Origin of the sequence: Winslowiella sp. 2C04 (assembly GCF_050037805.1) — a bacterium.
In the GTDB taxonomy this organism is placed as follows: domain Bacteria; phylum Pseudomonadota; class Gammaproteobacteria; order Enterobacterales; family Enterobacteriaceae; genus Erwinia; species Erwinia toletana_A.
In genome coordinates this window covers 1,762,702-1,782,023 of sequence record NZ_CP188300.1, presented here as the reverse complement: position 1 = coordinate 1,782,023, position 19,322 = coordinate 1,762,702, and the positions used below count along the sequence as shown (strand labels likewise).

At 49.3% G+C, this 19,322-nt stretch carries 14 protein-coding genes; 5 read left to right on the top strand and 9 right to left on the bottom strand.

Annotation, left to right across the window (positions count from 1 at the left end):
* The first annotated feature begins 3 nt into the window (after positions 1 to 3).
* Complete coding sequence (locus tag ACP3TC_RS07790; protein WP_426817948.1) at positions 4 to 894, top strand: LysR family transcriptional regulator; 891 nt, start codon at positions 4 to 6, stop codon at positions 892 to 894.
* A gap of 2 nt (positions 895 to 896) precedes the next feature.
* Here ACP3TC_RS07790 and pcaF read toward each other — a convergent pair whose 3' ends face one another.
* The 3 genes from pcaF to ACP3TC_RS07775 are packed head-to-tail and all read right to left on the bottom strand — an operon-like array spanning position 897 to position 4,465.
* Positions 897 to 2,096, bottom strand: a complete 1,200-nt coding sequence (gene pcaF, locus ACP3TC_RS07785) for a 3-oxoadipyl-CoA thiolase (RefSeq protein ID WP_426817947.1) — start codon at positions 2,094 to 2,096, stop codon at positions 897 to 899.
* A gap of 23 nt (positions 2,097 to 2,119) precedes the next feature.
* Positions 2,120 to 3,307 carry an MFS transporter gene (locus tag ACP3TC_RS07780; protein ID WP_426817946.1) on the bottom strand — a complete coding sequence of 396 codons (1,188 nt, stop codon included), beginning with the start codon at positions 3,305 to 3,307 and terminating at the stop codon, positions 2,120 to 2,122.
* Positions 3,308 to 3,322: 15 nt separating this feature from the next.
* On the bottom strand, positions 3,323 to 4,465 hold the full coding sequence (locus ACP3TC_RS07775; RefSeq protein WP_426817945.1) for a thioester reductase domain-containing protein: 1,143 nt from the start codon (positions 4,463 to 4,465) through the stop codon (positions 3,323 to 3,325).
* Positions 4,466 to 4,701: 236 nt separating this feature from the next.
* On the opposite strand from ACP3TC_RS07775, the gene ACP3TC_RS07770 reads away from it, so the two are divergent.
* Positions 4,702 to 5,907, top strand: coding sequence for an FAD-dependent oxidoreductase (locus ACP3TC_RS07770; protein ID WP_426817944.1), 1,206 nt, complete (start codon positions 4,702 to 4,704; stop codon positions 5,905 to 5,907).
* A gap of 107 nt (positions 5,908 to 6,014) precedes the next feature.
* Here ACP3TC_RS07770 and ACP3TC_RS07765 read toward each other — a convergent pair whose 3' ends face one another.
* The 3 genes from ACP3TC_RS07765 to dacD all read right to left on the bottom strand — a co-directional run bounded on the left by ACP3TC_RS07765 (position 6,015) and on the right by dacD (position 8,972).
* Entirely contained in the window at positions 6,015 to 6,338 is a 324-nt protein-coding gene (locus ACP3TC_RS07765) for a DUF496 family protein (RefSeq protein ID WP_313852670.1), read from the bottom strand.
* Between the two features lie 160 nt (positions 6,339 to 6,498).
* Positions 6,499 to 7,557, bottom strand: coding sequence for an FUSC family protein (locus ACP3TC_RS07760; RefSeq protein WP_313852671.1), 1,059 nt, complete (start codon positions 7,555 to 7,557; stop codon positions 6,499 to 6,501).
* 245 nt (positions 7,558 to 7,802) lie between these two features.
* Positions 7,803 to 8,972, bottom strand: coding sequence for a serine-type D-Ala-D-Ala carboxypeptidase DacD (dacD, locus tag ACP3TC_RS07755; RefSeq protein WP_313852672.1), 1,170 nt, complete (start codon positions 8,970 to 8,972; stop codon positions 7,803 to 7,805).
* Between the two features lie 276 nt (positions 8,973 to 9,248).
* Between dacD and ACP3TC_RS07750 the strand changes: the two genes are divergently transcribed.
* A complete protein-coding gene (locus tag ACP3TC_RS07750) occupies positions 9,249 to 10,397 on the top strand; it encodes an acyltransferase family protein (RefSeq protein WP_426817943.1) in 1,149 nt (382 codons plus the stop codon).
* A 333-nt stretch (positions 10,398 to 10,730) separates the two neighbouring features.
* On the opposite strand, the gene ACP3TC_RS07745 is transcribed toward ACP3TC_RS07750, so the two are convergent.
* The gene (locus ACP3TC_RS07745; protein WP_313852673.1) at positions 10,731 to 13,124 is read right to left on the bottom strand and encodes a glucose/quinate/shikimate family membrane-bound PQQ-dependent dehydrogenase; all 2,394 of its coding nucleotides are present in this window, start codon (positions 13,122 to 13,124) and stop codon (positions 10,731 to 10,733) included.
* A 176-nt stretch (positions 13,125 to 13,300) separates the two neighbouring features.
* Positions 13,301 to 15,409 (bottom strand): TonB-dependent receptor PqqU, encoded by a 2,109-nt coding sequence (pqqU, locus tag ACP3TC_RS07740; protein ID WP_426818254.1) that lies wholly within the window; start codon positions 15,407 to 15,409, stop codon positions 13,301 to 13,303.
* 474 nt (positions 15,410 to 15,883) lie between these two features.
* Here pqqU and ACP3TC_RS07735 point away from each other — a divergent pair, with 474 nt between their 5' ends.
* Both ACP3TC_RS07735 and ACP3TC_RS07730 read left to right on the top strand, forming a co-directional pair.
* Entirely contained in the window at positions 15,884 to 16,336 is a 453-nt protein-coding gene (locus ACP3TC_RS07735; protein ID WP_426817942.1) for a MarR family winged helix-turn-helix transcriptional regulator, read from the top strand.
* Positions 16,333 to 18,051: a chloride channel protein gene (locus tag ACP3TC_RS07730; RefSeq protein WP_426817941.1), complete on the top strand. Its 1,719-nt coding sequence runs from the start codon at positions 16,333 to 16,335 to the stop codon at positions 18,049 to 18,051. Before ACP3TC_RS07735 ends, ACP3TC_RS07730 begins: the two co-directional genes overlap by 4 nt.
* Positions 18,052 to 18,104: 53 nt before the next feature.
* On the opposite strand, the gene ACP3TC_RS07725 is transcribed toward ACP3TC_RS07730, so the two are convergent.
* Complete coding sequence (locus tag ACP3TC_RS07725) at positions 18,105 to 19,082, bottom strand: chemotaxis protein (RefSeq protein WP_426817940.1); 978 nt, start codon at positions 19,080 to 19,082, stop codon at positions 18,105 to 18,107.
* Positions 19,083 to 19,322 lie beyond the last annotated feature (240 nt).

The following is a 19,322-nucleotide window of genomic DNA, read 5'->3' as shown; positions in this document are numbered from 1 at the left end:
TTTATGGATATATTCAAATATACAGAAAATCTTTCGTTGTTTGTGGAAATAGCACGAAGCGGATCATTTTCAGAAGTTGCTCGCCATCATGGCGTAAACCCATCATCTGTCATGCGTAAAATAGATACTCTTGAAATGGTTATGAAAACCAAATTACTGACCCGAACAACGCGAGGGATTTATTTGACAGAGACCGGTAATGCATTATTTATTCGTGCCGTAGCCATACTTGAATCGCTAAAAGATATGAGTGCCGAGATAGTCGCAATAAACAAAGAAGTCAGGGGTACATTACGTATAAGCTGTCTGCCGACCTTTGCAAAATTACATATATTTCCTTGGTTATCTCAGTTTAAGTTAAAATATCCGGATGTGGATTTCGTATTAGATCTCACTGAGAAATTAACAAATCCATCAATAGAACATCTGGACGCGGCAATTCGTATAGGTAAATTGAAAAACAGTTCACTCTATGCGACAAAAATTGCACAACAAACGTGGATGGCGTGTGCCAGTCCACAGTATCTGGAACGATATGGTACTCCTTGTGGTGCAGATGATCTTGCAGTCCATCATATACTCGATAAATATCAGGACCCTCACTCAATATCCTGGCGTCGCATCGTTGACACTCAAGACAGTAAGCATCGATTATATATACGTTGCAATGATTTTGATGCACTGCAAAAGGCGGCTCTGTCTGGACTGGGTATTGTATTCTTGCCCAACTGGGTTGTCGGGCAAGATTTAAAATCCGGCACATTAGTTAAAATTTTCGATGATCCACAACAAAAAGTAGAAGATATTCATTTTCTGCGTACTTCGTCTGGGATGACACCTAAACTTGCCGCTTTTTTGCAGTTTTTACGTGACAACCTGGCTGCCGTTATTTAACGCTAAATACGTTCAATAATAACGGCTATTCCCTGGCCTACGCCTATACACATAGTGCAAAGAGCGTAACGAGCATTTGTGCGTTGTAATTGATAACATGCCGTAGTGATAAGTCTCACCCCGCTGGCTCCCAGGGGATGACCAATAGCGATAGCTCCTCCATTGGGATTAACTCTTTCGTCGTCAACGTCTATTCTGAGCTGTTGCATTACAGCCAAGGCTTGTGCTGCAAAGGCTTCGTTTAGCTCAATCAGATCCATCTGGTCAAGCTGAAGACCAGCCAGTGCCAGTACCTTCCTGACCGCAGGTACAGGGCCAACTCCCATGATACGAGGTTCAACTCCGCTTACCGCAGCCGCCACTATCCTTGCCTTAGGCACCAGGCCGTGAGCTCTTATTCCTTCATCACTGCTGATTAGCACAGCTCCGGAACCGTCATTGATTCCCGAGGCATTACCTGCGGTAATACTCCCTTCTGGACTTACGACACCTTTCAAAAGAGATAAGGCCTCAAGTGTTGTTTTCCGAGGGTGTTCATCTCTGTCGAAGATAATATCTTCTTTATTTTTTTGCGAAAGAGTAACGGGAATGATTTCATCGTTAAAGATCCCCTTCAAATAAGCCTCAGCGACACGATTCTGGCTACGGAGTGCAAACTGGTCCTGCTCTTCACGAGTAATTCCAAATTGCTTTGCAACATGTTCTGCCGTTTCCGGCATGGTATCGACACCATAGCGTTTTTTCATCTCAGGATTAATAAAACGCCACCCCATCGTAGTATCTTCAATTTTCATGTTTCGGGATAATAACTTATCGGCCTTTCCCATGACATAAGGAGCACGGCTCATACTTTCCACGCCACCGGCAATAATAAGATTTGCCTCTCCGGATTTGATAGTCCGCGCCGCTATCGCCACAGCATCAAGACTTGAACCACATAGCCGATTCACAGTCGTACCGGGTATGATCACAGGCAACCCTGCCAACAACATCGACATACGTGCGATATTACGGTTATCTTCCCCAGCCTGATTCGCGCAGCCTAAAATTATATCGTCAATGGCGCTGACATCCAGCGAGGGATTTCTTTCCCTCAAAGCCCGGAGGGGTAATGCCGCGAGATCATCAGCTCTGAATGATGCAAGGGAACCGCCATATCGTCCAAAGGGAGTACGTATAGCATCACAAATATAAGCATTCATATCATCATTTCCTTTTGATTTATTCAGCTTTTACAATCAAATTTTAAATTCTTAGCCGGCCTTCTTTCTTTAACATTAAGAAGAATCACGAGGCAGGATAAAATAATTCCCATTAATGCAATTCCGAACCATCCATACACGATGCTTATTTCAGCACCAATTCTGGTACCTATTGCTCCGCCGATAAAATAGGAGCACATAAATACGGTATTCAAGCGGCTACGTGCATCTTCTGACAACGCCAGTGCCCTGAGCTGATTTCCGACCAGGCTTGCACGCCCACCGATATCAAGTAAGATAATACCTACGATTAATGCAATTAGATAATGATGTGAAAAATATACAGCACCAAAACCCAATAATGCCAAAACACCCCCAGCCAATACTATGGTGCGGAAACTGTAGCGGTCAGCGAGTTTTCCTATATAGGGTGTGGCAATAATACCCGCCATTCCCGCAAAACCGAAACTCCCGACAATATCACTGCCAAATCGATAGGGTGGGAGGGCAAGCAGAAACGCCAACCCTCCCCATAACGCACTGAAACTGCCAAACATCATGGCGCCGCAAAAACACGACAGTCGTAGCTCACGTTCTTTTATGAAATAGCCGACAAGTGATTTCAGTAAAGTACAATACGGTATTGGTTTATTAATGAAACTATTGTCAGGAAGTAATCTGGGAATCATAATCAGAAGAACGAGATCCAGCATTGCCGCCACGATATACATAGCTCGCCATCCAAAGTGCTCTCCGACGATACCTGAAAGAATTCTTCCAAACAGGACACCTGCCATCAAACCACTCATTACAGTGGCTACAGCTCGCCCCCGTTGCTCGGGCGTTGCCATCAACGATACCATCGGAATTATAATCTGTGCACCCACTGAGGTCATTCCGATTACGATATTGATCGTGATTAACTGCCCTATGGTTTGCGAAAATGAAGCGACAGCAGATGCAACAACATTAGCACCAAGCAGAATAATTAGCAGCCTCCTTCGCTTCATCCGATCGCCAAGGGGCACAAAGAAAACCAGGCCAGCCGCATAGGCAAGTTGGACAAACATGGCAACCGATCCTGCCTGTTTCTCATCAACGCCAAAATCCTTTGCGAACAGCTCAAGCATTGGCTGATTATAGTAAATATTTGCGACGGAAAAAGCGCAGAAAAATGCCAGTGCAAAATAACTGGTTTTTGGTGTACCCATAATTAAATAGCCTGATCAAACAGAATGAGCTGTCTGTGGGAAGGGTAAAAAATTCATAGATTGTAGATATCTTAAGTAGGTATCTAATAAATCATATTTTAGTGCGGGTAAAATGTAGCCCATTCTTTTTGTTGCATTCTTAACATTTTGGCAGTCAAATTTATCAATTTCACGTCCAAACCTGAGAATTTTATCATGTGATCCTTCCACACCGTATAATTTCAGGAAGCGATGTAGTGCGTTATTTTCGCCATTTTCTAACAGATGTTTTTGCCATTCATAAAACTCAACGGTTTCGATTTTATAGCCGCGCAGATTAAGCCAGCCTACAATTCCCTCCCAGCTAATTAGCCCTGAATAATTAAATAAATTTAAAACACTCCCTCCTTCAGACATATACTGAGGAAGAGCCATAATTTCTGTAGTATAATCAACAGGCGTAAAGTTTATCGTTCTGCTAAGAACTGGTGCATAGCCTAGCTGAATACAACTTTTGATAAAAAGCATAAACTGATTGTCTGCAAAAAGAGAAGCACCCGTCTGGCTATGGCCAGAGATATAGCCTAAACGGAAAATATTTACCTTACCACCATTGATATGAAATTTATGCAGTAATTTTTCCGCCTGCCATTTAGAGCGAAGATACCCCATATCGGAATGAAGTATTTCGTCACCGGGAAAATCCTCAATGTAGCGACCATTACTGTCCTTTTTAACGGCAGATCCTAACGTAGAAACAAAATTTAATACCTTGCTTCGTCCTTTTCCTGCAATATCTATCGTATCTGCCACACTGTCTACATTTGGCGCTTTCAAAAAATCGTAAGGTTGAATGTGATTTACCCGCGCTGCAATGTGATGGATAATATCAACTTCTGAACAGATCTCTTCATAATCATCATTAGAGATGCCGAGTCGTGGTTTAGTAATATCACCTTCAATGATATGTAAGTTTGTTGCTGAATATAATGCATCGGGTTTCAGAATAGAGTATTTTTTGAATGCCGAAATAAGTCTTTCTCGCTCCTGCCCCTTATCTATTTTTCTGCAAAGTGTATAAATTTTACCTATATTTTTATTCTTAATTAGTTCAGAAAGTAAATAAGCACCAATAAATCCTGTAGCCCCTGTTATTAATACGTTCTTTTTGCTGTCCATGCTTAACCCTCATTTGTCAGAAAATCCCATCCACTTTATTCGATAATTAGCCTTCCTGAAATACATGAAACATGCATAAATGTTTTGCATTCTATGCAAAGCGTTATTTTTACGTATCAAAATTCAGTTTCCAGCCTGTACTGTTCAACGTTTGCGGATTCAGTGATGAAAGATCTTCAAAAAGATAATGATAACCATTATCATAAATGAAACTGTTCATCGCCGGAGTGAAGAATATGCAGCCAGCTCCACCTAAAGTATTAACCACCGACTGCTGTATTGTCGGTGGCGGCCCGGCCGGACTCATGCTCGGATATCTGTTTGCCCGCGCTGGGGTACGGGTAGTGGTGATTGAGAAACACAATGATTTTCTGCGTGACTTCCGGGGAGATACCATTCATCCCTCTCCCCTGCAAATCATGCATCAGCTGGGATTACTGGAGGAACTGCTCAGCCTGCCGCATCAGCGTGCCGAAAAGTTGCAGGCCGAAATCGCAGGAGAAGAAGTCACTCTTGCTGATTTTTCCCGCCTGCCGGTGAAATGCCGTTTTATCGCCTTTATGCCGCAGTGGGATTTCCTCAACTTTTTGGCGTCAAAGGCCGCGCAACTGCCTGAGTTTACCCTGCTGAAATCGACCCGCTTTGACGATTTTATTTATCAGCATGACAACGTGTGCGGCATCAGAGCGCTGGCGGATGGGGTGGAAACTGAGATCCGTACGCAGCTGGTGATTGGCGCTGACGGGCGTCACTCGCAGGTGCGGCAAAAAGCCGGGCTGGTCAGCCGCTCGTTTGGCTCACCGCGTGACGTGCTGTGGTTTAAGCTGACAAAGCAGCCCGACGATCCGGAGTGGAGCATGGGCCATAAAGGGCCAAAGCAAAACTTTATTATCATCGACCGCGGTAATTTCTGGCAGTGTGGTTATTCGATCACCAAAGGACAGTTTGAGCCGATAAAAGCTGCCGGTATCTCGCAGCTAAAACACCAGATTGCGCAGGTCGCGCCGTTTCCGCCAGAACGACTGGAAGAGCTTAGCGACTGGCAACAGCTGAGTTTACTGGTCATCCGCATTGATCGGCTGGATAAGTGGATGATCCCCGGCGTACTGTGCATAGGCGATGCCGCACATGCCATGTCCCCCATCGGCGGTGTAGGTGTCAATCTGGCGATTCAGGATGCGGTAGCAACCGCTAATTACCTGACGTCGCCGCTGCGCAAGCGGGCAGTGAGTTTACGTCAGCTGAAAAAAGTTCAACAGCGACGTCAGTTTCCGACCTGCGCAACACAATTTATTCAGATAAAAATGAGCGGTAAGAACAGAGACAGTAATAAGCCCAGCCCGCTGCCGAGGCTGATCAGACGCTTTCCGTTTCTGCCGACTGTATTTGGCTGGATTATTGGACTGGGATTTCGCCGGGAAAAACCACGTTTTTCTGGTTAGCGACGGCGTGGTCGGGGGAGCCATTTTCAGCTGCCGCCCTGAAGAACGCAGGTTAAAAATCCTCGATACGGGCGGCTAAAAGCCGCCCATGTGGGAAAACCGGCGGATTATTCGTGCGGTTTAGGCTCGCCCATTGCTTTCAGCTTCTTGGACAGGTCGCGGCGCTCTTTCGACAGATCAGCATTTTTGATGATGTAATCATCAACGCGATCTTCATAGTCACTGCGCATACTGGCAATAATTTCCTGAATAGCTTCGATGCTCATACCCGGTTTGATGTATTCGCTCAGGTTATCGAGCAGCAGTACACGCTTCTGGTTATCACGAACTTTCTTTTCGTTATCGTGAATTTCACGTTGCAATTTGTTCTTACGACGGAACATACGGACGAATTCCAGAACGTCCTGAAAAGATTGCTTTGCATTTTCCATGATGACACCCTTCATTGGGCCTGCCGGGGCAGGCGTAATTGTCGTAGCCTTCAGCTTAGCGGCTCACTATTACCGTTGGCAATTTTCACATTCAAATTCGGACTGGCGACTATCTTAGCGCGAAAAGCATTATCGGCGCAGTAAGTTGTTGCTTAGTCGATTATTTACGCATCGCCAGGCGGATTAAATCCGATAATTTTCCCAGCTGACGCGTCAGTTCAAGGCTCAGCCAGACATAACCGTGAATCGGCGTTTCAATCGCGTCCTGGCTGTTTGATTCACGAATCAGCTGTCGCAGTTCATGCGAAATTTCCGCCAGTTCAGCGTTGTTCGCTGCAACTTTGCTGGTATCGCCATCCAGTAACGCACTGGAAAGCGCCCGCAGTGTATTTTCCGTCATCTGCTGAGTACGCCGCAGCGTCGGTGCATTCAGCATGATGCGATGGCTCTCACGCGACGACCACCACGCATTGATTTGCAGCTCAAAAGTACAGAGCATATTACGATTGATCGTCTGAATCGCGTCCAGTACCGACCTGGGTATTTGCGTCTCCTTGCTGGCTGGTTCCAACAGCGCGCGCATTTTCACCACATCGCCGAGCAATCGCTGCAGCGGTTTAGCCAGACGTGGCTGCTCAACCAGATTGGGAGAGAATCCCGCCTGATGCAGCATGGCCATTGATGACAGCGAGTCAGACAGTTTAATGCGCCAGTGAGTATAGGCTTTTTGCGGGTAAATACTGCTGAACAGCAGCGCCAGCAACGAACCGAGAATCACATCACCGCCGCGCCATAATGCCGTTTCCATATCGCCGGCCGGCGCACCACAAACCACTGCCAATGTAATGCCAATCAGCAGCGCCATATAAGGATGTTTGCCCAGCGTCAGATAGCCACAAAGAAACATTACCGCGGCGCACCACACCAGCATCCACGGCAGCGAAATCAGTTCGAGTTTTAGCGCTATCAGGCCGGAGATTGAGCCAAATATGGTGCCACCAATACGTTGCACCGCGCGCGGTAACACCGTACCCCACGACGAAATCGGCCCCATCACCACCACCAGCGTAATCAGCGGCCAACTGCCCTCGGGAATATCAAAACCGCGCACCAGCATAAATGTCAGAACAAATGCCAGCGCGATACGCACCCCATGCACAATGCGGTAGTTGCGATAAACGCTGAACTCAATCCTGGAAAGGGGCTTATCGGGACGCAAGGTCTACTCCACTGCCTGATGAATATCTCACACGGCATGATACCTCATCCGCAGTCCAGGCCTTAGACTCCTGTCCTGTTTTCCTGATAGTTTTGCCTGCCGTTTACATCACACCGCCATTTTATTAACCGCCGGGCAATATAAATGACAACGCCGCTGCGAAAGCTTAACTTTTTAGCATGGATAGCCGTGAAAAATGAAGATGGGCTGACAACGTGGGCGAGCCTGACGCTCGCCCGAGATGATTAGAATTTCAGCTTGAGATAATCCTGCAGGCGGGTAAACAGACCAGCGGTTTCTACCGGCTGCAGTGCCATCAGCGGATAGCTGGCGATCTGCCGATCGTGATCCATTAACTGAATGGTACCGACCTGTTCATTAGCCTTCAGCGGTGCTTCCAGATCCTTACGCTCAATCACGTATTTGGCTTTAATATTTTTCAGCTGATCGCGGGGCAGTGACAGATAGATATCTTTGTCGCTGCCGACATCGACCTGATGCGGATTACCGTACCATACCGTTTCATGACCAATGGCTTTACCGGCATGGAACAACTGCACGGTATCGAAGTTATTCTGCCCCCAGGTCAGCAGCTTACGCGCCTGCTCCTCACGCCCTTTTGGACTTTTACCGCCCATAATCACAGCAATCAGACGGCGCTGACCTTCCACACTGGAAGCAATAATATTGAAACCGGCACTTTCGGTATGACCGGTTTTCAGACCATCAACATGCAGGGTTTTATCCCACAGCAGGCCGTTACGGTTCTGCTGGGTGATTCCATTCCAGGTAAGCGACTTCTCGCCATACATCTGATAAAAATCAGGTTCGCCTTTGATAATTGCCCGTGAAAGTGTCGCCAGATCGCGGGCCGTAGTGTATTGCCCCGGCGCATCCAGACCATGTACGGTTTCAAAGTGAGTATTGGTCAGCCCCAGCTTGTCGACATATTCATTCATCATTTTAACAAAGTTGGCTTCGCTGCCCGCCACATAATCCGCCAGCGCCACGCAGGCATCGTTACCTGAGTCGATAATTACTCCGCGGCTGAGATCCCGTACTGACACCTTTTCACCGGGCTTTAGAAACATCAGCGAAGAACCTTTAAACACCGGATTACCAGCACCCCAGGCATCCTTACCGATGGTGACCATATCATCGCGGGTGATATGGTGATTATCAATCGCGCGGTCAACCACATAGCCGGTCATCAGCTTGGTCAGACTGGCAGGGTTACGGCGATCGTCAGCGTGGCCTTCCGTCAGGATTTGCCCGGTGGTCGAATCCATCAGCACCCAGGAAGCCGCATCAACGCCCGGCGGATTTAACGGAAAAGGCATCACATTGTTATCGGCATGCGCCTGAGAAACCAACACCAAAAACAGACTAATACTTGCAAGCTGACGCCTTTTCACCGATTTATCCTCAAATTAACAACATCAATAAACTGGCGGTTGTTTTACGGTAATAAAGGTTTGATTGTGTTAATTAATTGCAAGAAAGTATTAATCGATTTTAGCTAAATGGATCAAGGCCAACGCAAATGAGTGACTCGCCAGCTGTTGCTAAAGTCTGAAAATTCACCAGGGTTAATCTGATATTAAATATTATAGTAATGATTAACTTTGATTGGCATTGCCATTCCTCTACTCTCTGCATATCTATGAGCAGAGTTAATTTAAGAGGTTAAAATGCAATCAACCAGAGGCTGGTCAACTGAACTTGAGGGCCTGAGGGGATTTGCTTCACTTTGGGTAGTGTTGGGGCATATCTGCATTCTTGTACACAGTAGCATCCCCATCCTCTCGATGCCCAAAATCGGTGTTGATCTGTTCATTTTACTATCAGGTTACCTGATGGCGAAAAATTACATTGAACGTCAACAAAAAGAACCATGGGCTAGTGGTGCTACAATTAAGAAATTCTGGACCAGACGATTTTTCAGAATTGCCCCTCTCTACTATTTCTTACTTATTATCGCAATGATTTACGGCCCCTGGTTTGGTGAAATGCGCGATGTTATCGCTCAATTTTACCCCAGCACTGCGACTGAAACATCGCGTTATTCAGATCAATCATTCATCAATATCATTTCTCATATTAGTTTTACTTTTGGATTTTTACCTACTTACGGTTTTAATACCGTACTACCCGACTGGAGTATCGGGCTAGAGATGCAGTTCTATATGCTTTTCCCGTTTATTATGTTACTGACTTTGCGTTTCGGCTACATACCGACGTTGTTAATGATTATGCTGCTTTGTACAATCGGACGTTTTGCACTATCAAGCTACTACGATGCATTCAGCATGCCATCATTAATCCTTATTAAGTTGCATATGTTTATTGCAGGTATGTTTTTAGCTGAAGCGGTACGAAAAAAACAGCTCAGTTATGTCCTGTTGGCATTAATTGCTCCACTAGTCAGTGCAATAATGAATATCCGTATGGGGAAAATTGAGCTTGTATTTGAAGCTGCAATGATTATCGGCATGGCAATGGTGCTTTGGCAGTATAAATCTGATGCTAAAATGGAAAAATTGATGAAGTTGCCACGCGCGATACTGACCAATCGTATCAGCACATGGCTTGGCGATGTATCTTACTCCGTTTATCTATTGCATCTTCTAATCGTCATTCCGGTCATTGCTATACTGCTGAGGGATCATCATTTGGATGCTATCAGCGCCCCGCTTCGTGTTGCGGTAGTCAGTGGCATTTGCCTGCCACTAACATACGGCCTCGCAAGCCTGCTTTATCGATATGTTGAAAAGCCGGGAATTCAACTTGGCAAACGCATATTAGCTCCTCGGCCGGCACCTACAGGAACCGTCAGTTAATATTATTTACTATGGATAATGACCGGAAATGTTTACCCTTCGGTTATTATCCAGTGTTGAAATCTAAAATATTACTTTCTAATTTCTCCTTCATCCCAACCCCGTTTTGCGTAATAAGGTAGTTATGCTGACATGAAGATTGCAGATTAATCTATTCTGCGGAGTCTGTTCAGGGGATATTTAAATACTGCTTGTCATCCCCTTGCTACTGGCGGGAAGAACTTTTGCATTGAAGACATCACAAAAAGTTACTGATATGAATCGATAGTACTCGCAAAAAAAACGCCCGGTGAATGCACCGGGCGTTGATAACTGACTATTGTCGCTTAGCGATTATTTCTCATCAGGCAGTGCATAGGCAACGATATAGTCACCCAGCTTGGTACCAAATGAACCATGGCCACCGGCCGCAATCAGCACATACTGCTTGCCGTTAACTTCATAGGTCATTGGGGTTGCCTGTCCACCTGCCGGTAAACGAGCTTCCCACAGTTTTTCACCGTTGGAAACGTTAAACGCACGCAGATAGTTATCCGCCGTTGCCGCAATAAAGAAGATGTTACCTGCTGTGGTAATTGGCGCACCCAGCATTGGCATCCCCATTTTAAATGGCAATGGAATAGGTGAACTGTCGCGTACGGTACCGATGCGTTTTTTCCACACGATATCGTTGGTTTTCAGATCAACCGCAGAAATATAACCCCATGAAGGTTGCTTACAAGGGAAGCCCAGCGGCGACAGGAACGGGTTCAGCGTCACGCCATAAGGCACGCCGTACTGTGGCTGAATGCCGGATTCAGAACCGGTACCGCCTTTGTCGTTTTCATCTGGCTCGATAGGATTACCCGGACCACGTGGGATCAGGCGGGATACAAACGGCAACGCCATTGGATTAGTCACGGCAACCTGACGATCGGTGTCTACCGAAATACCGCCCCACTCGAACATACCAAGGTTGCCCGGAAATACCAGCGTACCCTGCTCGGACGGCGGCGTGAACGGACCTTCATAACGCAGGCTGTGGAACATCACACGACAGATCAACTGATCGTAGATGGTCGCACCCCACATATCCTTGCCCTTCAGATGCTCTTTCGGACGGAATGACAGCTCAGAGTAAGGCTGGGTTGGAGACACACGGTCACCTTTAGCGGCCCCCTGCGGCACTTCCATCTCCGGTGCCGGCGTCACAGGTTTACCCGTGCGGCGATCCAGTACAAAGATGTCACCGGTTTTGGTCGGGATGTAAATTGACGGCACTTTATTACCGTTTTTATCGGTAATATCAGCCAGCGTCGGCTGTGCCGGAACATCCATATCCCACAGATCGTGATGCACGGTCTGATAGAACCACGCCAGTTTGCCGGTTGTGGCATTCAGCGCCAGCATGCCGGTAGCGTAACGCTCCATTTCCGGGGTGCGGTTGCCGCCCCAGATATCAGGCGTCGCAACACCAATTGGCAGGTAGACCAGATCCAGATTGGCATCGTAGGCCGCAGGTGCCCATGAGTTTGGCGAGTTAGGCGTGTAATTCTCATCAACGCCGGGCACTTTATTCGGATCTTTCGCACCGGTATCAAATGCCCACAGCAGTTTACCGTTATTAACATCAAAACCACGGATGACGCCGGAAGGCTCACGGGTTGAGTAGTTATCCGTCACCGCACCCGCAATCACAATCACCTTATCGGTGATCACCGGAGGTGAAGTTGGCTCATAAGCGCCCGCTTTGGCGAACGGCATATTGGCTTGCAGATTAACATCACCGTTATCACCAAACTCAGCACAACGCTCACCGGTTTCAGCATCCAGCGCATACAGATGGCCGTCGTTGACCGGCAGAATGATGCGGCGTGAACAGAGGGCCGGTTTTGCTCCCTGCTCTTCAGCCTGCGCCACTGCTGGCGTTTCATGATAAGAAACCCCACGGCAGGTGACGTGCTGGAAAGTCGGGTTAGTTTTCAGCTGCGGATCAAAACGCCATTTCTCTTTACCGGTCGCTGCATCCAGCGCAATCAGCTTCTGGTGTGGCGTACACAGATAAAGTGAGTCACGAATTTTGATTGGCGTCACTTCATCAGTGATTTCACCCGGATCGTTCGGGCCTTTCAGATCGCCGGTACGGAAGGTCCAGGCTTCTTTCAGCTCGCCCACGTTTTTATCGTTAATCTGTTTCAGCGGTGAGTAGCGGGTGCCTTCCTGCGTACGGCCATAGGCTGGCCAGTCCGCATCAGGAATGCCCTGCGCGTTTTTCTCAATCTCCGCCGTCTGCTGCTGGCTCAGGGTGCCGTTGATCTCTTGCGGATCGTTAAACACCGAATAAACCAGCACAATAACGGTAAACACCAGCGAAGCCGCCAGTGCGCCGCGCGGCAGTTTGCTGCCGGCCACAACGCCACGCCAGATAAACGGCAGCGCAATCCACAGACCGAAGAAGAAGGTTACATCCAGACGCGGAGTCAGCGCCCAGAAATCAGAACCCACTTCCCACAGTGACCAGATGGTGGTGGCCAACAGGAAGATTGCGTACAGCAGCAACGCCGTTGCGCGACGACGGTACAGCAACCAGGCAGTGATTAGCATGACCAGGCCGGCGACGATGTAATACAGCGAGCCTCCCAGTTTTGCCAGCCAGATGCCGCCCACTAACAAATATACTCCGCTCAGGGCGGCAAACAGCGCCGTGAGTATCACCAGAATCCGTGATAACGAAGATCCACTTTTCATAGTTTAACCTTACCAAAATTTAAGAGCGTCGATTTAGAGATGAAGCTAAATCTTCAATAACACCCGATTACCGCTAAATATCCATTCGGGTGTTGTTAACCCGCCGCCGCACATCACCTGGTGTTGGTATCCGGCACGGGTTTTTTCTGGATTCTTTTACTGGCTGGACGCCAGAGTTACTCAAAGGTATAGCTCAGCGTCGCGCCCACGCCATAATTGCGGCCTGGAGCCGGTTCGAAGTAACGACCGTTACCTTCATTCACAATCACTGAACCCACATATTCACGGTCAAACAGGTTATCCACCCGGGTGAACATATCCAGCGACCAGTTACTCGCCCAGTTCAGACGGTAACCGCCGCTAAGACCGACCACGGTATAAGTGGGTGCCTGGGCGCTGTTCTGGTCATCAACCTGTATATTGCTCATATAACGAATATCGGCTCCGGCGTGGAAGCCCTCTTCTGGTGCCCACTCCATTGAGGCGTAACCCATATTGCGTGCGATGCCGGGCAGACGGTTACCCGCCGGTGTGCAGGATGCGGCGCAGGTTTCATTGCGATAAGTGGCATCGAGCAGGGTCCAGGCCATTTTTAGCCGCCAGTCCATTGCAAACTGCTGATCGAGAGAGAGTTCAACGCCGCGACGTCGGGTTTTACCAGCATTGGTATAGCTGGTGCGCCCACCGGAACTTTCCGCCACCACCAGTTCATTATCGGTGTTGGTCTGAAACAGCGCGGCCGTAACCAGCCCGTTACCGACGCGGGTTTTGCTTCCCAGTTCGTAGGTATCGCTGGTTGAGGGTTTCAGCCCGATATTCAGCCCTGACTCACCGTCAGAGCGGTAAGACAGTTCGTTAATTGTTGGCGTTTCAAAACCACGGCCAGCGGAGAAGTAGAGATTCCATGCTGGCGTAACGGCATAGTTAACAGAACCCATCGGCAGCAATTTATGGTAGCGCTTGCTGCCGCTGTCATCGCCATTGGTGCTGGTGACGTAATAATCTTGCGAATCAAAGTTCACCGTGCTGTAGCGCAGTCCGGCATCCAGCGTCCACTGTGAGGTCAGGCTCCAGCTGGTTTGCAGATAGGGATCGAGGTTCCACATCTTATTTTTTTCATTACGACGCTGTGCCCCCTTCTCGCCATATTCCGGTACGCCATTGTTCAGATTGAAGTTTTCAAAGCCCTGGCGACGTTCGGTCATGGTTTCATAATCAAGGCCGGCAATCAGGGTAAACGGCACTGAACCGAGGTTGTCCTGGTGTTTCCAGCGGGTATCGATCCCCTGATACTTTCTCTCCAGCACAATCACCCCACCTGCATGGGTTGGCCGCAGCTGCGGTGTCATCGGGATCGACTGGTACTGAGTGGTATGCCGCTCGCCGTGCCACGCGGTCATCGTCAGCTGATCGTTATCACTCAGCTCACGCTGATAGCGCAGGCCAAGCTGGGTCTGATCAAGGTATTTACGCGTATTATACTGGTCACCGCGTGGTGACTGACGCGGATTGTCTTTCCATTCAGCTTCCGACAGCCCGCCGGGATCGTTGGCATCCACTGAGACGCTGTTAAACAGTAGCGTCAGAGTACTGACGTCATCAAGACGCACGCCAAACTTACCGTTACCCAGACTTTTCTGCGTACCGCTGTGGTCACGAAATCCACGGGTAGTAAAACGTGAACCGGAGATAGCATAGTTAACATCGCCCGCCTGAGTACCGTCACCGGTGGCGCCGGTGGCTTTCACACTATTACGCCATGTGCCATAACTGCCGTAATAGCTGCCGGCTTCCAGCGTTGGCGGCTGAGTGCCGGTCTGAGTTTCGATATTAACTACACCGCCCGAGGCGTTGCCATACAGGGCGGAATAAGGGCCGCGCAGCACCTCGACTTTCTCAATCGAGTTAATATCGATATTTGAGGTCTGCCCCTGTCCGTCTGGCATTGTGGCCGGAATGCCATCAACATAAATCCGCACGCCACGCACGCCATACATTGAGCGACTGCCAAAACCGCGCACCGACATTTGCAAATCCTGTGCGTAGTTCTGACGGTTCTGGACCTGCAAACCAGGCACACTGCCGAGACTTTCCGACAAATTCACCTGCGGTTTACTGTTACGCAGCTGCTCCCCTTCGACCACGCTGACGGCGGCCGGGGTATCCAGTTCGGATAAACCACTACGTTGTTTAATCACCATCAGCGTAGAGTCCTGCGAGGCAGCAGGATCGCTGCTGACACTGGAAGCTGAAGTCTGTGCGTAACTGACTGCAAGCGGTTGCATAATAAACAACGGCGTCAGAATAAAAGCAGAGGTTTTTTTGTTCACTGGAATGGTTCGATATTTTTTTAGTTAATACTTCAACAATTTTCCCGACCACTCAGGCCGGAGAAAAGTCACCCGCTGCATCTGCATCATGCTGAGCAGCAACGGCAAATCAACGCTGCCGATAGTATAAAGGCTGTTGGCTGATTTGCCTGGTTTTAACCCGTCAGACGTCAAATCCTGTTTTTGCTGACCGGTCACTTTATGCAAACGAAAAGGATATGTTGCACAAAAACGTGATCATTGTAACACTTCATAGTTCGCATGCGAACTATTTATCCTCATCAGCTGAATCAATTCAGCTTCAATAATATCCCTATATCTCCTTGTTAAACCGCGCCAGCTCTGGTTTATAATTTGTTACTGGCTTGTACTGAATGCTTATATCACATTGTGATATAAATGCCTTTTTCAGGCTAACCAGGTGGTCCTATGCGTTTATCGCCGCTTACTCCCGCACCTGATAAGGCACAGTATGTCGCTTTATCCGAGTTCCGTTATCAGCTACGCCGCTTTCTCAATTTTTCCGAAACCGCCGCCAGGCAGGCTGGCTTAACGCCACTGCAATATTTGTTGATGCTGCATATCCAGGGCACGCCTGGGCGCGAATGGTCAAGCATCAGCGAGCTGGCTGAGCGACTGCAAATGAAACATAACGCAGTAGTCGGGCTGGTTAACCGTAGCGTGAAATCAGGATTAGTGACGCGCCAGAAAAATAGTGAGGATGGCCGCCTGATCGAGGTTCATTTACAGCCTGAAGGCTCAGCGTTGCTGGCAACGCTCGCGGCTTCGCACCAGTCTGAACTGGCTTCACTGAGTGACACTTTTCAGGTGGCGCGAATTACCGCATTCAATAATGATGAGCAGGCGGGCAAGGCAACATGATGGTGGGAAAACGTGATTATGCGGTAGATCGCCGCCTGCTGATGATCTCCGCACTGGCGCTGCTGATTGGCGCAATCAGCACCCTCGCCGCCAAACTGCTGATATCCCTTATTGATCTGGCGACAAACCTGTTTTTTTATCAGCGCCTGTCGCTTGAAAATCTCTCACCGGCGCAGAATTCGCTGGGGCTGTGGGTCATTCTGATCCCTGTAGTCGGCGGATTGATCGTCGGTCTGATGGCGCGCTATGGCAGTGAAAAAATTCGAGGTCACGGCATTCCGGAAGCGATTGAAGCGATTCTGTTTGTGAAAAGCCGCATGTCGCCAAAAGTTGCGGTACTTAAACCGCTGTCATCTGCTGTGGTGATTGGTAGCGGTGGCCCTTTTGGTGCTGAGGGGCCGATTATTATGACCGGCGGATCGCTGGCCTCATTGCTTGGCCAGTATCTGCACCTGAATGCCATAGAGCGTAAAACCTTACTGGTTGCGGGTGCCAGTGCCGGGATGACAGCAATCTTTGGCACGCCGGTGGCGGCGGTTCTGCTGGCTGTCGAACTGCTGTTATTTGAACTGCGCCCGCGCAGTCTGGTACCGGTGGCGTTAGCCTGTGCGGTCGCCGGATTTTTAAGAAGCTATGCCTTTGGCGACGGGCCGCTGATGCCGCTGGAAACCGCACCGGCTGGCCCTCTGGCGCTAATAAGCTGCCTGATAGCCGGGGTCGTTATCGGCTTACTGGCGGTAGTGGTGACCCATCTGCTGCATGCAATTGAAAAAGGCTTCGCCCGGCTCCCGCTGCACTGGATGTGGTGGCCCGCACTGGGCGGCTTGATTATTGGCATCGGCGGCTATTTCCAGCCGCGTGCGCTGGGTGTCGGTTATGACGTGATTGAAGATTTACTGCATGCCAACCTGACGCTGACGGTGATATTTGCGCTGATCGCCGTCAAACTGACGATCTGGCTGTTTGCGCTGGCTTCCGGCACCTCCGGCGGCGTGCTGGCTCCGCTGTTAATGGTCGGTGCCGGTGTCGGCGCGCTACTGGCTCACTGGTTGCCGGGCGGTTCGCCGCAGATGTGGGCGATGGCCGGTATGGCAGCGATGCTGGGTAGCGCGTTAGGCTCACCGTTGACTGCGATTGTATTTGCTGTGGGGATTACCCACGATGCTAACGGATTACTGCCTGATTTACTCACCACCAGCGTCGCCTGGGGTATCACTACACTGTTGCTGTCGCGCTCGATTATGACAGACAAAATTACCCGCCGCGGACAGCATATTTTTCGCGAATATGGCGTCGATCCTTTAGAGCGTGCCTGGGTAGAGGATGTGATGGAACCGCAGGCGGTCACTTTCGCCCCAACCCTTGATGTCGCGGCCGCGAAAATGCGCCTGACGACACTTCCGCAGCTTCATCATACCTTTCCGGTAACGGAAAAGGGACGCTGCATCGGCATGGTGGATTATCGTGCTATCCATCAGGCCGATGATCGCTTACTGCTCAGCGAAATTCTCCGGCCGGTTGGTCAGCACTATCTGTTAGCCAGCCACACAGCGCGCCAGGCCGCAGTGATGATGGCAGAAAATCAGCTGACTATTTTACCGGTGCTGAACTCTGACGATGAACAGCAACTCGCCGGGGTCATCAGCAGTAACGATCTGCTGAAACCAACTCTGCGTAACATGGAAGAAGAGTTAGTCAGGGAACGGCTGCGTTAAGCCCGAACTCCAACTGTCCCTGCGCCCGGTGGCCTGAGAGCCGCCGGGTTTATTCAACCTGCCTCATTTCGCACCGCCTGTTCCAGTACCTGATGAATCACCTGTGATAACTCATTCACCTCAAATTTTGCCACATAACCATTCGCACCCACTTTGCGCACGTGATCTTCATTGGCGCTGCCGGACAACGAAGAGTGAATCACCACCGGGATATTTTTCAGCTGGCGATCGGCTTTAATATTGCGCGTCAGGGTAAAACCATCCATTTCCGGCATTTCCAGATCGGTCAGCACCAACGAAATTTTATCGTGGATGGACTCCCCCGCCGCTTTTGCCTCTTCTGCCATCTGTTTGATTTTCTCCCACGCTGCCAGGCCGTTATTAAACATCAGCGCCGGAATACCCATCGCTTTCAGCCCCTGATCCAGCATTGCACGGGCCACTCTCGAATCTTCCGCCACAATCGCCAGCGAGCCGGGCTTAAAATCGAAGCTGCGCGCAGCAATCGGTTCGTTCTTCACATTGCGCGCCGAAGGAATGATGTCATACAGAATTTGCTCAACATCCAGCACCAGCGCCATTTCATCACGGTTTTCATCATTATTCAGTAGCGCAATGCTGGTGACATTACGATTGCTGACGCGGGTATCCGCAGCGTGTACCTGGCTCCAGTCGAGCCGCACAATGTTATCCACTGACTCGATGGCAAATGCCTGAGTGTTGCGGGCATATTCGGTGACCAGCAGCAGATTCAGACCGGCGGTCGGCGTACAACCGGCGACGGCGGCAAGATCAATAACCGGGATAATCTGCCCACGGATGTTCGCCATCCCCAGCAACGGCGATTTCATCCCAGCCGCTTTGGTAAGCGTGGTCATCGGCATAATTTCGCGCAGCTTAAACACATTGATGCCAAACAACTCGGATTTTTCGTTCTGCGCCGCCGCTCCCAGCCGGAACAACAACAGCTCAAACTTATTGGACAATGTGAGATTGGCGCGATCATCGATATCTTTCTGCAAGCTATCCATTTTTACCTCTGGGTGATGGTTTTTTCGGTGTACATAGCGCGATATCAATGCGCTGCCAGAGCACAAATCGTTTGATTTCGGCTATCGCTGCAGGCTGGCGTGACTGAAATCACTGACAGGGTTATCGGCAGGGTGTGAGAAAAGTAGAGAGATCAATTCTGCTGAACAGGCTAATGCCTCAGCCCTTTAGCCCCCCGGCAAAATGGTTTACCCTGTAGCATGCGCGCGCTGCCTCTGCGT

Excerpts from the sequence above, each read along its gene's own strand:
- ACP3TC_RS07790 (WP_426817948.1), top strand. The coding sequence starts at position 4 with ATGGATATATTCAAATATACAGAAAATCTTTCGTTGTTTGTGGAAATA.
- pcaF (WP_426817947.1), bottom strand. The coding sequence starts at position 2,096 with ATGAATGCTTATATTTGTGATGCTATACGTACTCCCTTTGGACGATAT.
- ACP3TC_RS07780 (WP_426817946.1), bottom strand. The coding sequence starts at position 3,307 with ATGGGTACACCAAAAACCAGTTATTTTGCACTGGCATTTTTCTGCGCT.
- ACP3TC_RS07775 (WP_426817945.1), bottom strand. The coding sequence starts at position 4,465 with ATGGACAGCAAAAAGAACGTATTAATAACAGGGGCTACAGGATTTATT.
- ACP3TC_RS07770 (WP_426817944.1), top strand. The coding sequence starts at position 4,702 with ATGCAGCCAGCTCCACCTAAAGTATTAACCACCGACTGCTGTATTGTC.
- ACP3TC_RS07765 (WP_313852670.1), bottom strand. The coding sequence starts at position 6,338 with ATGGAAAATGCAAAGCAATCTTTTCAGGACGTTCTGGAATTCGTCCGT.
- ACP3TC_RS07750 (WP_426817943.1), top strand. The coding sequence starts at position 9,249 with ATGCAATCAACCAGAGGCTGGTCAACTGAACTTGAGGGCCTGAGGGGA.
- ACP3TC_RS07745 (WP_313852673.1), bottom strand. The coding sequence starts at position 13,124 with ATGAAAAGTGGATCTTCGTTATCACGGATTCTGGTGATACTCACGGCG.
- pqqU (WP_426818254.1), bottom strand. The coding sequence starts at position 15,409 with ATGCAACCGCTTGCAGTCAGTTACGCACAGACTTCAGCTTCCAGTGTC.
- ACP3TC_RS07735 (WP_426817942.1), top strand. The coding sequence starts at position 15,884 with ATGCGTTTATCGCCGCTTACTCCCGCACCTGATAAGGCACAGTATGTC.
- ACP3TC_RS07730 (WP_426817941.1), top strand. The coding sequence starts at position 16,333 with ATGATGGTGGGAAAACGTGATTATGCGGTAGATCGCCGCCTGCTGATG.
- ACP3TC_RS07725 (WP_426817940.1), bottom strand. The coding sequence starts at position 19,082 with ATGGATAGCTTGCAGAAAGATATCGATGATCGCGCCAATCTCACATTG.